The organism is Flavobacterium sp. PL11, from assembly GCF_035985025.1.
In the GTDB taxonomy this organism is placed as follows: domain Bacteria; phylum Bacteroidota; class Bacteroidia; order Flavobacteriales; family Flavobacteriaceae; genus Flavobacterium.
Window position 1 is genome coordinate 98,166 of sequence record NZ_JAXCIA010000004.1, and the last position, 14,590, is coordinate 112,755.

12 protein-coding genes are annotated in these 14,590 nt (G+C 30.7%); 2 read left to right on the forward strand and 10 right to left on the reverse strand.

The features are described from left to right. Positions 1–2 precede the first annotated feature (2 nt). The 5 genes from mrdA to purH all read right to left on the reverse strand — a co-directional run bounded on the left by mrdA (position 3) and on the right by purH (position 5,973). Complete coding sequence (gene mrdA / locus RCH18_RS03545) at positions 3–1,955, reverse strand: penicillin-binding protein 2 (RefSeq protein WP_326935391.1); 1,953 nt, start codon at positions 1,953–1,955, stop codon at positions 3–5. Further along, positions 1,952–2,458: a rod shape-determining protein MreD gene (locus RCH18_RS03550; RefSeq protein ID WP_326935392.1), complete on the reverse strand. Its 507-nt coding sequence runs from the start codon at positions 2,456–2,458 to the stop codon at positions 1,952–1,954. The genes mrdA and RCH18_RS03550 overlap by 4 nt, the downstream gene beginning before the upstream one ends. Beyond that, entirely contained in the window at positions 2,451–3,275 is an 825-nt protein-coding gene (gene mreC, locus RCH18_RS03555) for a rod shape-determining protein MreC (RefSeq protein WP_326935393.1), read from the reverse strand. Before mreC ends, RCH18_RS03550 begins: the two co-directional genes overlap by 8 nt. An 87-nt stretch (positions 3,276–3,362) precedes the next feature. Further along, on the reverse strand, positions 3,363–4,391 hold the full coding sequence (locus RCH18_RS03560) for a rod shape-determining protein (RefSeq protein WP_229942896.1): 1,029 nt from the start codon (positions 4,389–4,391) through the stop codon (positions 3,363–3,365). Positions 4,392–4,446: 55 nt separating this feature from the next. Next, the gene (gene purH, locus RCH18_RS03565) at positions 4,447–5,973 is read right to left on the reverse strand and encodes a bifunctional phosphoribosylaminoimidazolecarboxamide formyltransferase/IMP cyclohydrolase (RefSeq protein WP_326935394.1); all 1,527 of its coding nucleotides are present in this window, start codon (positions 5,971–5,973) and stop codon (positions 4,447–4,449) included. Positions 5,974–6,169: 196 nt separating this feature from the next. On the opposite strand from purH, the gene RCH18_RS03570 reads away from it, so the two are divergent. Continuing rightward, entirely contained in the window at positions 6,170–7,420 is a 1,251-nt protein-coding gene (locus RCH18_RS03570; protein ID WP_326935395.1) for an ABC transporter permease, read from the forward strand. Positions 7,421–7,518: 98 nt separating this feature from the next. On the opposite strand, the gene accD is transcribed toward RCH18_RS03570, so the two are convergent. The 3 genes from accD to tamL form a co-directional block, all read right to left on the reverse strand. Continuing rightward, positions 7,519–8,373, reverse strand: a complete 855-nt coding sequence (accD, locus tag RCH18_RS03575; protein WP_326935396.1) for an acetyl-CoA carboxylase, carboxyltransferase subunit beta — start codon at positions 8,371–8,373, stop codon at positions 7,519–7,521. Between the two features lie 99 nt (positions 8,374–8,472). Beyond that, positions 8,473–9,540: a class II fructose-bisphosphate aldolase gene (gene fbaA / locus RCH18_RS03580; RefSeq protein WP_326935397.1), complete on the reverse strand. Its 1,068-nt coding sequence runs from the start codon at positions 9,538–9,540 to the stop codon at positions 8,473–8,475. A gap of 60 nt (positions 9,541–9,600) precedes the next feature. Next, on the reverse strand, positions 9,601–12,168 hold the full coding sequence (gene tamL / locus RCH18_RS03585) for a translocation and assembly module lipoprotein TamL (RefSeq protein ID WP_326935398.1): 2,568 nt from the start codon (positions 12,166–12,168) through the stop codon (positions 9,601–9,603). A 37-nt stretch (positions 12,169–12,205) separates the two neighbouring features. On the opposite strand from tamL, the gene RCH18_RS03590 reads away from it, so the two are divergent. Further along, positions 12,206–12,940, forward strand: coding sequence for an RNA methyltransferase (locus RCH18_RS03590; RefSeq protein ID WP_326935399.1), 735 nt, complete (start codon positions 12,206–12,208; stop codon positions 12,938–12,940). Positions 12,941–12,957: 17 nt separating this feature from the next. On the opposite strand, the gene porT is transcribed toward RCH18_RS03590, so the two are convergent. Both porT and ubiE read right to left on the reverse strand, forming a co-directional pair. Beyond that, positions 12,958–13,692: a type IX secretion/gliding motility protein PorT/SprT gene (gene porT / locus RCH18_RS03595; RefSeq protein WP_326935400.1), complete on the reverse strand. Its 735-nt coding sequence runs from the start codon at positions 13,690–13,692 to the stop codon at positions 12,958–12,960. A 1-nt stretch (position 13,693) separates the two neighbouring features. Then, positions 13,694–14,428, reverse strand: a complete 735-nt coding sequence (gene ubiE, locus RCH18_RS03600; protein WP_326935401.1) for a bifunctional demethylmenaquinone methyltransferase/2-methoxy-6-polyprenyl-1,4-benzoquinol methylase UbiE — start codon at positions 14,426–14,428, stop codon at positions 13,694–13,696. Between the last annotated feature and the right edge of the window lie 162 nt (positions 14,429–14,590).

Consider the following 14,590-nt stretch of genomic DNA (forward strand, 5'->3'; position numbering starts at 1 on the left):
GATTAAACAGCTTTTTTAACTTCAATAGTAGAATCTATTTTTACTTTTATAGTAGGGGTTTGTGTTTTCTTTTTTGATAGGGAATCACTAATTTTAATTTGTAATTTCACTTTTTCAGATAATCCTCCTAATTTAGCATATTCACTCTGTAGGCTAGTTGCTAATATTTTTTTCTCTAAATCCAATCGTGTGATTTTTTGGCGAAGGTATTTTTCAATCATCAAACTGGCAATTGGACCAGCGATTGTCGCCCCAAAGCCACCATTTTCAACCATTACGGCAATAGCTATCTTTGGATTGTCTTTTGGCGCAAAAGCCACAAATATAGAATGATCTTTTAATTGAACCCTCATACCTCCAATTTTAGCAAAATTCTCTGCAGTACCCGTTTTACCACAAATATCTATTCCCTCTACTTTGAGTGCACGTGCAGTCCCCAAATTATAAACATCAAAAAGACCGCTGATGATGGGCTTAAAATGTTTTTTATCAATGCTAGTTACATGCCTTGTTGTGAATTTTTTATCTATTGTATGGGCTTCTATTTTTTTAATAATATGAGGCGTGTAATAGTAGCCTTCGTTAGCAATTGTTGCCATCATGTTCGCTAACTGAATAGGTGTCATTAAAACTTCTCCTTGTCCTATCGAATTAGAAACTATAGTGGTACTTCTCCATCCCCCATTAGGATAAATCTTTTTGTATGTTTTAGAATCAGGCACTTTCCCCCTTTTACCTGTTGGCAAATCATATCCCATATATTGACCAAGTCCGAAGCTTTTAACGTGATTACTCCAAATATCTACTGCTTTTGCTGGATTATTATATTTGTTTATTGCTAACATATACGTTTGTGCAAAATAAGTATTACACGAATTATAAATGCCGTTATGTAGTTGTTGATTAGGTGGATGGGCATGACATTTCATAAAGCGACCCCTTCCGTAACTAAATCCATGGTTGCAATAAAAACTAGTATTTTCATTAATGACGCCTTCTTGCAAGCCAATTAGTCCTGTTAAAATTTTGAAAGGAGATCCTGGAGGATATTCAGCTAGTAGTCCTCTATCATAAAGAGGTTTTGCTATCGAATCATGGTATAATTCGGTGTAGTTTTTAGATCTTTGTCTTCCCACTAAAATTGAGGGATCATAAGATGGCGCTGTAACTAATGCTAAAATCTCCCCAGTTCGTGGTTCAATAGCTACAATTCCGCCTCGTTTATTAATCATTAATTCTTCACCATATTTCTGAAGTTCGGCGTCAATTGTTAAATTTATATCTTCCCCTTGTACTGCTATTGTGTCGAATTTCCCATTCTTATAAGACCCAATTTCTCTATTGTACTTGTCTTTTTGAATATATTTTACGCCTTTTATTCCTCGCAATAATTCTTCGTAGCTTTCTTCAACACCTTGCTTTCCAATTAAATCACCACTATTATAATAAGGATTCTTCTCGACTAAGTTCTCATTTACTTGCGTTATACCTCCAAAAATATTTGCCCCAAAAGAAACTTCATAATCTCTTAAAGAACGTTTTTGAAAATAAAAGCCTTCATACTTACGTATTTTTTCCTGAAATGCTGCAAACTCACTTTTGTTTAATTGTGACATGAAAACAGAAGGTAATCTTGGACTATATACTTTCGCTTTTTCTATTTTTTCAATAAAATCTTCTTTTGTAATATTAAGTAATTGACAAAATTCTAAAGTGTCTGTTTTTTTTAATTCACGTGGTATAACCATGATGTCATAAGAAGCCTGATTGGCAACAAGTAGCTTCCCTTTTCGATCATACATATATCCTCTTTCAGGATACTCATACTTTTTCTTAATGGCATTGTTCTCAGACTTTAATTTTAAAGTTTCATCTATAACTTGTAAATAAAAAATTCGAATTAATAGTAAACAGCTCGTAAGAATGATTAGCGATGGTAAAAGGAACTTTCTCATCTTTTATTTGGCTTTATAAAATATATTATAATAATACAAATTATAATTGTGAATATAGTACTTAATAATGTGGTAATTAATGTATCGATTATATAAGCTAATTGAAAGGCTTCCAATAAAAATAACGATAAATGATGAATGATTACTGAAAGTAATATAAAAGAAAATCGTTGCGGTGTCAGTACATCATTTAATTTAATAGTCTGATACTCATAACTTAATCCAAATGCAAATTTAAAAATTGATGGGCGTACATAAGCTAAAAGTAAGCAAGCCGTAGCATGAATACCACCAGAATTGCTAAATAAATCCATAAGTATTCCAAGTAAGAAACTTATGGCTACTAAAGCTGATTTATTTCCATTTACAGGATATAAAATAATAAATAAAATATATGGAAAAGGACTGATGTACCCCAAAAAAATCATGTTATTAAATATAACAATTTGAATGGACAACAACAATATGAATCGCAAAATATTGGATAACAAAGTGCTATTCATCTTTTTCTCTTTTTTCTAAATTGAGCACTTCATCTCTATCTTTACTTTTAATGATATAAACATGACCTAGATTAGTCATATCATTAAATAGTTTTATATCTAAAGTAAAAAAATTGGTTTGTTCGTGTCTGTAAATTTTTGCAATAGTACCTATATTAATATTTTCAGGAAATATCACTGATTGTCCTCCGGTAACAATAGTATCCCCAATTTTTATAAGTGCTAATCTTGGCAAGTCAGTTAACTGCACAAATCCTGTGCTTTTACCATCCCAATTAAGAGAACCAAAGTGATTTGATTTCTTGATTTTAGCATTTATTTGAGTTCTCTTATTTAAAATACTAATTACAGTGGAATATTGAGGAGATGTATTTTCAATAATTCCTATTATTCCACGGCTATTTATAACTCCCATATCAGATTCAACCCCATCTAGTGCGCCAGAATTTAAAGTCAAATAATTTTCATAAACATTATACGAATTGTGAATTACTTTAGAAACAATAATATCCGTAACATTAGAATTTTTAAGACTATCTAATTTTTGTATCGCTATAGTATCTTTACCGTTAAAAAGAAAACTTCTTAGTTTTGCATTCTCTTCAGCAAGTTGTTGATTTTCAGTTTTTAAATTTAAATATTCATTTAGATTATTTACATTTTCATATACATTGCCACTTAAAAAATTAGCAGAACTTATTATCTTACTTCTATGAAAAGAATGGGATTGGATGGTGAGTGATAATGATATAACAAGAAGCAGCAAAAACAGTATTTTGTTACTGTTTTTAAAAATAAAATTAAATATTTGCTGCATTTTATTAAATTGAATATTTAAATAAATAATAATAGAATTCTAATTTTTGAACTTATATAAAAATAAAAATTAGAACGTATTGTCTAACTATTTTATTAATATACTTTTAAATTTATTGATATTTTTAAGTGCCATTCCGGTTCCTCTTACCACAGCTCTTAAAGGATCTTCTGCAATATAAACAGGTAAATCAGTTTTTTGAGAAATTCGTTTATCCAAACCTCTTAACATTGATCCTCCTCCGGCAAGATAGATACCCGTGTTGTAAATATCAGCTGCTAATTCTGGGGGAGTTTGAGATAAAGTTTCCATAACGGCATCTTCAATTCTTTGAATAGATTTATCAAGAGCTTTTGCAATTTCTCTATACGAAACTTCAACTTGTTTAGGTTTTCCTGTAAGTAAATCTCGACCTTGAACCGACATGTCTTCAGGAGGCGTTTCTAAATCTTCTATCGCAGCACCAATTTGGATTTTTATCTTTTCAGCAGTACTTTCTCCAACAAAAAGGTTGTGTTGTGTACGCATATAATAAACAATATCATTTGTAAAAACATCACCCGCAATTTTAACTGATTTGTCACAAACGATTCCACCTAATGCAATTACTGCAATTTCAGTTGTTCCACCACCTATATCTACAATCATATTACCTTTAGGCTGCATAATATCAATGCCAATACCTATTGCCGCCGCCATAGGCTCATGAATTAAGTAAACCTCTTTACCATTTACCCTTTCACAAGATTCTTTTACAGCTCGCATTTCTACTTCAGTAATTCCAGAAGGAATGCAAACAATCATTCTTAGGGCAGGTGTAAACATTCTTTTCTTTAATGCGGGTATGCTTTTAATAAACATACTTATCATTTTTTCCGAAGCATCAAAGTCAGCAATTACACCGTCTTTAAGTGGCCTTATGGTTTTAATGTTTTCATGCGTCTTACCTTGCATCATGTTAGCTTCTTTACCAACTGCAATAATTTTACCTGATATTCTATCACGAGCAACTATTGAGGGGCTGTCAATTACAACTTTATCATTATGTATGATTAAAGTATTAGCGGTACCAAGATCTATCGCAATATCCTCGGTCATGAAATCAAAAAATCCCATAAATTTTTTAAGGGTTAAAAGTTATAATAAATAATAGGGCGCAAAGTTAAACAAATTAATGTTTGAAATGACGAGTTCCTGTAAATACCATTGCAACTTTATTATCATTGCAATAATTAATACTCAAGTCATCTTTTATCGATCCTCCAGGCTGAATTACAGCAGTAATTCCAGCTTTTTTGGCTATTTCTACACAATCTGGAAAAGGAAAAAATGCATCACTAGCCATAGAAGCTCCTTTTAAATCAAATCCAAAATTATTTGCTTTTTCGATGGCTTGTAATAAAGCATCTACTCGGCTTGTTTGTCCCGTTCCTGAAGAAATAAGAGTTCCATTTTTTGCAAAAACAATAGTGTTTGATTTTGTGTTTTTACACACTTTTGAAGCAAAAAGTAAATCTTTAATTTCTTGTTCTGTAGGATGTGTTAGTGTAACGGTTTTTAAATCGTTTTTATTGTCAGTGATATTATTTCTTTCCTGAATTAAAACTCCATTTAAGCAAGTTCTAACTTGTTTTTGAGGGAGATCAACCTGATTTTGAATCAGTATAATTCTGTTTTTCTTTTCTTGTAAAATAGTTGTCGCCTCTTCATCGTAAGCAGGAGCAATAACAACTTCACAAAATAATTTATTAATTTCAGTAGCAGTCTCAACATCAATTTTAGTATTTGAAATTAATACACCACCAAAAGCTGAAGTTGGATCGCATGCAAGCGCCACATTATAAGCTTCACTAATAGTATCTCTTGTAGCTAAACCACAGGCGTTATTGTGTTTTAGAATTGCAAAAGTAGGACCGTCATTTTTAAACTCATTTATCAAATTTACAGCCGCATCAACATCTAATAAATTATTATAAGACAATTCTTTTCCATGAACTTTTGAAAACATTGCGTCAAAATCACCAAAGAAAAATCCTTTCTGATGTGGATTTTCTCCATATCTTAAAACTTGTCCATTGGCAATACTTTCTTTATAAATAGTATTATCTGTATTGAAGTAATTAAAAATAGCGCCGTCATAATGCGATGAAATATGAAATGCTTTTGTAGCTAATAATTTTCTATTTTCTAATGTTGTTGCACCATTTTGCGAAATGATTAATTCAAGAAACATGCTATATTGATCCATTGAAGATACGATTACTGTATCTTGAAAGTTTTTTGCAGCAGCACGGATTAAAGAAATACCGCCAATATCAATTTTTTCAATTATTTCTGCTTCACTTGCCCCCGAAGCAACAGTTTTCTCAAAAGGATACAAATCTACAATTACCAAATCAATTTGAGGAATATCAAATTCTTTCATTTGCCTTATATCCCCTTCATTGTCTTGACGATTCAATATACCACCAAAAACTTTGGGATGCAATGTTTTGACTCTACCACCTAATATAGAAGGATAAGAGGTTACATCTTCAATAGCAATTACAGGAATACCTAAATTTTTTATGAAATCTTCAGTACCACCAGTAGAATATAGTGTAACGTTTTGACTGTTTAGTTGTCTTACTATAGGTTCTAATCCTTCTTTAGAAAATACAGATATTAATGCCGATTGAATTTTTTTAGTAGTGTTCATTGTGTAGTTATGTTATAAAGTGCAAAAATAGTTTTTTAAAGTCAAAATAAAGCTATTAAAAAACCAGATAATCATATTAATTATATACCAGAAATAGGTCTACAGTAAATAATAGCTTCACACAACAACGATTCAATTATTCATTAGGTTTTTGAATAATATTTATGGAATTTTACTTTAACACAAAATAAATTGTATGTTAGTTTACCTTCGATTATTAAATGAGAGTTTTGGTTTTGCCATAAGTGCATTAAAGAACAATAAATTAAGGACATTACTTTCTTTATTAGGAGTAACTATTGGAATTTTTTCAATCATAGCGGTTCTTGCAGCGGTTGATTCATTAGACAGAAAAATATCAAAAGATTTAAGTGGATTAGATAAAAACACTATATACTTAATGAAATTTTCTTTTGGACCTTCAGATATTCCGCAGTGGAAAAGAGAGCAGTTTCCTAATGTAAAATATGATGAGTACACCTATATGAAAGGGGCAATGACCAATACTGCTGAAATGGCCTATCAAATATTTACCAGAAGAGAATCCATTAAGCATGATTCTAAAACAGTAAGTGATGTAAAAATTATCCCTGTTTCCCAAGAATTTATTGATATACAAGGGTTAGAATTTGAGAGCGGACGATTTTATAATGAATCAGAAGCTAATTCAGGAGCTACTGTAATTGTATTGGGTAACGAAGTCGCTAAATCACTATTTGATAATTTTGATCCAATAGGTAAGAATATACGTTTATATGGACAACGTTTTACAGTAATAGGAGTTTTAAAAAAGGAAGGCTCTGGTCTATTTGGAGATAGTAACGATACATCAGCTTATATACCCGTAAATTTTGTTCGTCAATTGTATGGTGATAATAATACTTCCTTGACTAATGTCATTATTCTTAAACCAAAGAAAGGAGTCGACATGGATGCTTATAAAGGAGAAATTACCCAAAAGTTACGTAATGTAAGGGGTTTAAAAGCTGGAGAAATTGACAATTTTTTTATTAATGTGTTTTCAGGATTTACAGATCTAATTGATGGAATTTTAGGACAAATGAATGTCGTAGGGTGGATTATTAGTGGTTTTTCATTGCTTGTAGGTGGTTTTGGAATTGCTAATATTATGTTTGTTTCCGTTAAAGAACGCACTAATTTAATTGGAATACAAAAATCATTAGGAGCTAAAAATAGGTTTATAATGTTTCAGTTTTTATTTGAAGCTATCATATTATCTGTTTTTGGTGGAGTTATAGGACTTATATTAGTATGGGTGATTTCTTTAATTTTAACAAATGCGTTAGATTTTGAATTTGTTCTAGGTTTGGGAAATATAATATTGGGAACCTCATTAGCAGCAATAATTGGATTATTATCAGGAATTCTACCAGCAATAGCTGCTTCTAAATTAGATCCAGTAGAAGCAATTCGCACAGGAATGTAATATTTAAATTAAATAAATTATATTTATTATCAATTTTAAACAGAAACAGCTTCCAATATCTTGAAAGCTGTTTTTGTTTTAATAATAATTACACTGTATTATCTAATATTATTATTTTGAATTAAATCTATGTATAAATTAATTTTATCTTTTAACTCTTTTCTTGGAGTAATAAAATCTAAAAAACCATGTTCTAATAGAAATTCAGCTGTTTGAAAACCTTCTGGCAAATCTTTTCCAGTAGTATCACGCACAACTCTTGGTCCAGCAAATCCTATTAAAGCTCCAGGTTCAGAAATATTGATATCGCCTAACATTGCATAAGAAGCTGTAGTTCCTCCAGTAGTAGGATCAGTGCATAAAGAAATATAAGGAAGTTTTGCGTCAGCTAATTGAGCAAGCTTCACAGATGTTTTTGCCAATTGCATTAATGAATAAGCAGCTTCCATCATACGTGCTCCACCAGATTTAGAAATCATTACAAAAGGCAGCTTATGTTTTATGGCATGATCAATACCTCGAACAATCTTTTCTCCTACAACCGCACCCATGGAACCACCAATAAAGGCAAAATCCATACAACATATAACTAAATCTTTTCCTTTAGATTTACCAACTGCTGTACGCACTGCATCTTTTAGTTTTGTTTTCTCCGTCACGTCTTTTAATCGATCTACATACTTTTTAGTGTCAACAAAACCTAGAGGATCTTTGGAAGTCATGCTTTTATCTAATTCAACAAATTCATTGTTATCAAATAAAATTTGGAAATATTCTGCGCTTCCTATTCTTACGTGAAAACCATCTTCAGGGCTTACAAATAAGTTCCGAGCAAGTTCATCGGCATCAATAATTTTTCCAGTAGGAGATTTGTACCAAAGTCCTTTTGGAATATCCATTTTATCTTCAGTAGCTGTCGTAATCCCTTTTTCTTTTCTTTTAAACCAAGCCATTTTTCAAGTATTCAGTGTTCAGTAATTAGGTATTTAGTAATCATGTTCAAGTATTCAATTATCAGTTTATGCAACTGAACACACAACACTGAATACTATTTAAAGTGTATTTACATTATTTAAGTCAGCAAATGCCTGCTCTAATCTTGTGTTGAAAGTAACTTCGCTTTCACGTAGCCATTTTCTTGGATCGTAATATTTTTTATTTGGAGCATCAGCTCCTTCTGGATTTCCTATTTGAGTTTTTAAATAGTCAATATTTTTAACCATATAATCACGAATTCCTTCGGTAAATGCAAACTGTAAATCAGTATCAATATTCATTTTAATAACACCATAACTAATGCCTTCTCTTATCTCTTCTAGTGTAGAACCGGAACCACCGTGAAAAACAAAATCTACAGGATTGTGACCTGTATTGAATTTTTCCTGAACAAAGTCTTGAGAATTTTTTAAGATTTTTGGAGTCAGTTTTACATTTCCAGGTTTGTAAACGCCATGTACGTTTCCAAAAGCTGCAGCAATTGTAAATTTTGAGCTTACCTTAGAAAGTTCTTCATAAGCATAAGCAACTTCAGCTGGTTGTGTGTATAATTTTGAGCTATCAACATCAGAGTTATCAACACCATCTTCCTCACCACCGGTAATTCCAAGTTCGATTTCTAGGGTCATTCCCATTTTACTCATGCGCTCTAAATAGCCTTTGCAAATTTCAATGTTTTCTTCAATGGGTTCTTCTGACAAATCAATCATGTGAGAAGAATATAAAGGTTTTCCAGTTTTAGCAAAATGGGCTTCAGATGCATCTAATAGACCATCAATCCAAGGTAATAATTTCTTAGCACAATGATCAGTATGCAGTATTACAGTTGCTCCATAAGCTTCTGCTAGCGTATGAATGTGCAATGCACCAGCTATTCCTCCTGCAATGGCAGCTTTTTCACCTGCATTAGAAAGTCCCTTTCCAGCATTAAATTGTGCGCCTCCATTAGAAAATTGAATGATTACAGGAGCATTTAATTTTGCTGCTGTTTCAAGTACACTATTAATAGTATTTGAGCCTGTAACATTTACTGCTGGTAGCGCAAATCCTTTTTCTTTAGCATAATTAAAAATTTCTTGAACTTGATCTCCTGTTGCAACTCCTGGTTTTATATTGTGTGCCATTGTAGTTTTTTTTAGTCTTTTATTAGTTGTTAATCTTGCAAAAATATGAATAAATTAGGATTAGAACGGATAATTTATTCCAAAATTTAAAACTGAGTTTGAAAAATTATATTCTTTAAACCATTTTCTGTTGGTTTCATTAGCTGGATTGTAGGTTTTAAATCCTAAATCAAATCGAATTACAAAGAAACTTAAATCATATCGTAGACCAAATCCAGTGCCTAAGGCTATATTTTCTAAGTCACTAAAACCTGTGAATGTAGATTTTTCATCTACTACATTATCTAGCACATTCCAGATATTACCTGCGTCAGCAAAGACAGCTCCTTTCAGATTACCAGCAACTTTGAAGCGAAATTCCGTACTAAGTGCAATTTTCATATTGGCTTCATTAAAATCATCTAGCGCGCCACTACTTCCTGGACCTAAGCCATAAGGTTGCCAAGCTCTATTATCATTAGATCCGCCAGAAAAATAACTTCGAGAAAATGGGATATAATTTGAATTGCCGAATGGAATAGCGATTCCGAAAAAAGATCTAAATGCTATTACTCTTTCTCTGGATAAACCCCAATGTTTTATATAATCAAATTCTGTCTTTACATATTCTGAATATTCTAATTTAAAAATATCATAATTACCATTGAAGTTCTTTTTTTGATTTGAAATGTTTGCAAAAGCGGACAAAATGGTTCCAGCTGATTCAATTTTAGTTTTAAAAAGGTAGAAGTTATTATCACCCAAATCTCTTTTTGTAGTTTTTGAAAATGTAAAACTTGTTGCTAAAATAAAATCATTTTCAGTGAGTCGCAATCTACGCTCTTCTATACTTTTTATCGACTCAAAATCTGGCGCTTCAATAGGTTTAAGAAAACTAGCATTATTATTAAGGACATCATTTGTAAAACCAGAAGTTCCTCTCTCAATAATCAAATTTTTCTCGCTCGCATTATCAATATAATTTGAATTGGTATTGTATAATTTGCTAATTCTATTTAATGCATTATAAGAAGAGCCATAGACATTAAAATAATTTCTAGGATTTAAATTTCTCACAAACTGAGTATTAAATAAATCAAATCGTGCTGTACTATTTATTTTTGGAGTCCAATTATAAGAAACACCGCCAGTAAAATTTTCTTTATCCAATCCTATATTTTGCTGTTTTGCAAAACCAATGGTAATTAAGGTTGACGGAATCATACTTTTGGGAATAATTCTATCCGTATTAAAAGGCATTAATATTCTAGGAATATTAAGTTTTAAATCCAAACCATATTCTGAAACATTAAAAAAATTATTTTTAGGATTTGCTAAATCTTTAGAAGCTCCTATATTTCCTCTTGCCGCAATTTCAAGAGTTTCTGCTCCGTTAAATACGTTTCTAATCGTTTCAGAGACACTTAAACCTATACCAAAATCTTGTATATTAGAATGAGTGATGTCAAGTGTTGTTCCGAAACTGAATTTTTTTCGAGGAGTTAAATATATTTTGGCAATTAAAGATTGTGCGGTAGTATCTCTTTTATCAACTTCGTATTGTATAGAAGGGTAGTTAAAAATTTTTAGATTATTGAGATAACGAGTCGTTAATACGGTTTTAACGTCAGCATATAAACCGCCTTTAGCAATAAAAATAGCATTGGTAATCGCTCTTGGTTTATATTTTATTTTTCTCTGACCATATAAATTAAAATTGTTATACGTCACGCTGTCAGTGCTATTTATCTTATCGCTACTTGGCGAGTAATCAGTATAAATATTTACATCACTTATTTTATATAATTTAAAAGGAGCCGTTTTAGTCGAGTCACCGTCTTGATAGGAATAATCTTTGATCTGCAAAGTGATATCAGCTTGGTTTACTTTTTTAATAGTATCTATGTCAAAAGTAACATAGTTAGGCTGAAAATAATAAGCACCATTATTTCTAAAATTTGTAGTGATGCGATTGCGCTCATTTTCAAAATCTGCGGTTTTATATTGAATTCCTGATTTTAAAAAGCTGTTAGATTTATTAGATTGGTATAAAGAATCAAGGGCTACAGTTGTGATACGAGATTTTATAGAATCTAAAGTGAATGCATTACCAAGTTGAATATTATATTTTATTTTAGCTTTTTTTATGTCTGTAGTGTCAATTTTAAAATCAGTAGCAACATTAAAAAATCCGTTATTAAAATAAAAATATTTTAATCTCAAAACTGATTTTTTTGCTTTCTCTTGATCAATAATAATAGGTGGCTCTCCTGTTTTTATCAAAAAAGCATGTATTCCATTATACCAAAAAGATTGTCCTAAGCGATTTACTTGTTTTTCCGACAGCCACTTTGACATTCTATTGTATTTTTCAGGATTATTAGTAAACTTGGCCGCGTAAGTTGAATCAGCATTTAAATTAGCTAAATTGTAAAGATTCAAGCGAAGACGGTAGCCCAGCAAAGTGCTGTTGGGTTTTTGATAAAGTTGATTAAAAACATTTTCATCGTTTATTCCTTTATCGTTAACATTAATTTCATTTTTTGTAAGCAGTAATTTGCCATCCGGAACTCTTTTCACAGCATTACAAGCGCAAATTAATATTGCAATTAAAATAAATGAAGTTATTTTTGTAGAAATTTTTTTCAAGCGTTCTAAAATATTTTAATCAAAAGTACATTATTTTATGATTAGTAAAAATCAAATAAAACTTATAACGAGTTTACAACTTAAAAAATATCGAAGCAGTAGTAAATTATTTTTTGTAGAAGGTGTAAAAGCAATAAATGAATTACTGGATTCTACTTATGAATTAGAGCATTTATATACAATTCAAAATGATTTTGACAATGTTTCAAATGAAAATAAAACGATCATTTCAGAGAATGATTTAAAAAAAATCACAGCTTTAGCAACTCCTAATTCTTGTTTCGCAGTGTTTAAAATTCCAATAGAAAAACAAGTAGTAGAATCAGGATTAATTGTAATGCTAGATTCTATTAGAGATCCTGGAAATTTAGGGACTATTTTACGTTTGTGTGATTGGTATGGTGTTCAGCAAGTTATTTGCTCTATTGAAACGGTTGATGTTTATAATCCTAAAGTTGTTCAAGCTACCATGGGCTCATTAACTAGGATAAATGTAAATTATTTGGATTTAAATAAATTTCTGCTGCAAACTAAATTACCCATCTTTGGGACATTTATGGATGGTCAAAATATTTATCAAGTTACCTTACCTCAGCAAGGTATTATCATAATGGGCAATGAGGCTAATGGAATTTCATCAGAACTTGAAAAATTAATTCAAAATCGAATTTCAATTCCGCGTTTTGGCAATCTTCAAAAAACAGAAAGTTTAAATGTAGCAACAGCTACAGCAATCATATTAAGTGAATTTTTTAGAGGGAGGGTGACTTAGAGTAGATGCTGAATGCTTTAGTGAAAACTAAAATTAATAAAAACCGCTCTAGATTTCATCGAATCTATATTTCCGGTCCAAGGACTAAGTCCGTTAGAAGCATTATCTCTTATTAGTTCATCTTTTAAACTAAAAACCCCTCTAATTGATGGCGAAAAAATAAAATATTCTGAAAATAAATCTATGCCAAGACCCAACTCATAATTAGGAGTCCAAGTTTTTACTCTAAACTTCTGTTGGAAATTATCATCGATCAATTTGGCATTACTAGATAAATTTAATGTTGCTGATAATCCTGTTAATAGATATGGCCGAATATTACCTGTTCTCAATGACGATAATTTAAGCAATAAAGGGAAATGAATATATGTACTATTCACTTCTCTAAATTTATTTGTAGCATTAAAAGGCTGATTAGTTTCAGTAAAATCTGATTGTGGATAAAATAAATCTCTTTTTGTGTAATATAAACCAGGTTCAAATCTTAAATTAATATATTCCTGAAGCCTTAAATCAGCAATAATACCTACATTGAATCCAGTTGTTTTTTTGACTAAAATGTCAGGTGTTTGATCCTTATAATCAATCTTAAAATCGTAGGAATTAAAGCCTAAATAGAAACCAAAATAAATGTCTTTTTTTTGAAAATTCTCTAAGTTAATGATTGGATCCCTGCTAAAAATATTTTTAGAGCCTTGTCCATAGCCATATAAAATGCTGGCAAAAAAAAGAAAAACTAATAATTTTTTCATATTATTTTTTAGAAGCTGAGTAAATAGTTGCTACACCAAAAGTTTGAGGTAATGCTATGACATCTATAAACCCAATTTTTCTTAAAATATTGTTTAACGCCTCACCATAAGGAAAAGCAGCGGCTGATTCTGATAAATAACCGTAAGCAACATCATCTTTTGAAAATAATTTCCCTATGATGGGAAGAATGTTTCTACTGTAAAAATTATAACCTTGCTTGAATGGCGCTTTTTCAGGAACTGATGTTTCTAAAATTACAAATAAGCCATTTGGTTTTAAAACTCTTAATATTTCTTTTAGCCCTTTTTCTAATGTTTCAAAATTACGCACTCCAAAAGCAACAGTAATTGCGTCAAAAGAATTATCCTCAAAAGGCATGTTTTCAGAATCACCAAGAATCATTTCAATAGTGTTTGAAAGTTTTTTTGATGCTATTTTATTTTTCCCAACTTCTAACATTCCTGCAGAAATATCTAAACCAATTATTTTTTCAGCATTAGTTTGTGCCATCAAAATGGCTAAGTCACCAGTACCTGTTGCAATATCTAAAATATTTTTTGGATTAACTTTAGAAACCATTTTCAACACTTTTCTTCGCCATTTTAAGTCAATTCCAAAGGAAATCACACGGTTTAAATTGTCGTAATTGGTAGAAATAGTATCAAACATTTTTGCAACTTGTTCTTTTTTTCCTAAATCTGAATCTTTATAAGGAGTAATTTTTTTTTCTGACATTTTTTATTATTTGTACAAATATAAGGCAAACTACTCAAACTAAGAATGAGTTTTAAAAATTGAATTGTGTTTTATAATTGGATTTTCAAAATATAACAGGGATAAAAATTAATTGTTACTAATTAAAAAATCACCAAAACTGGGTATTGTATTTTTATAATA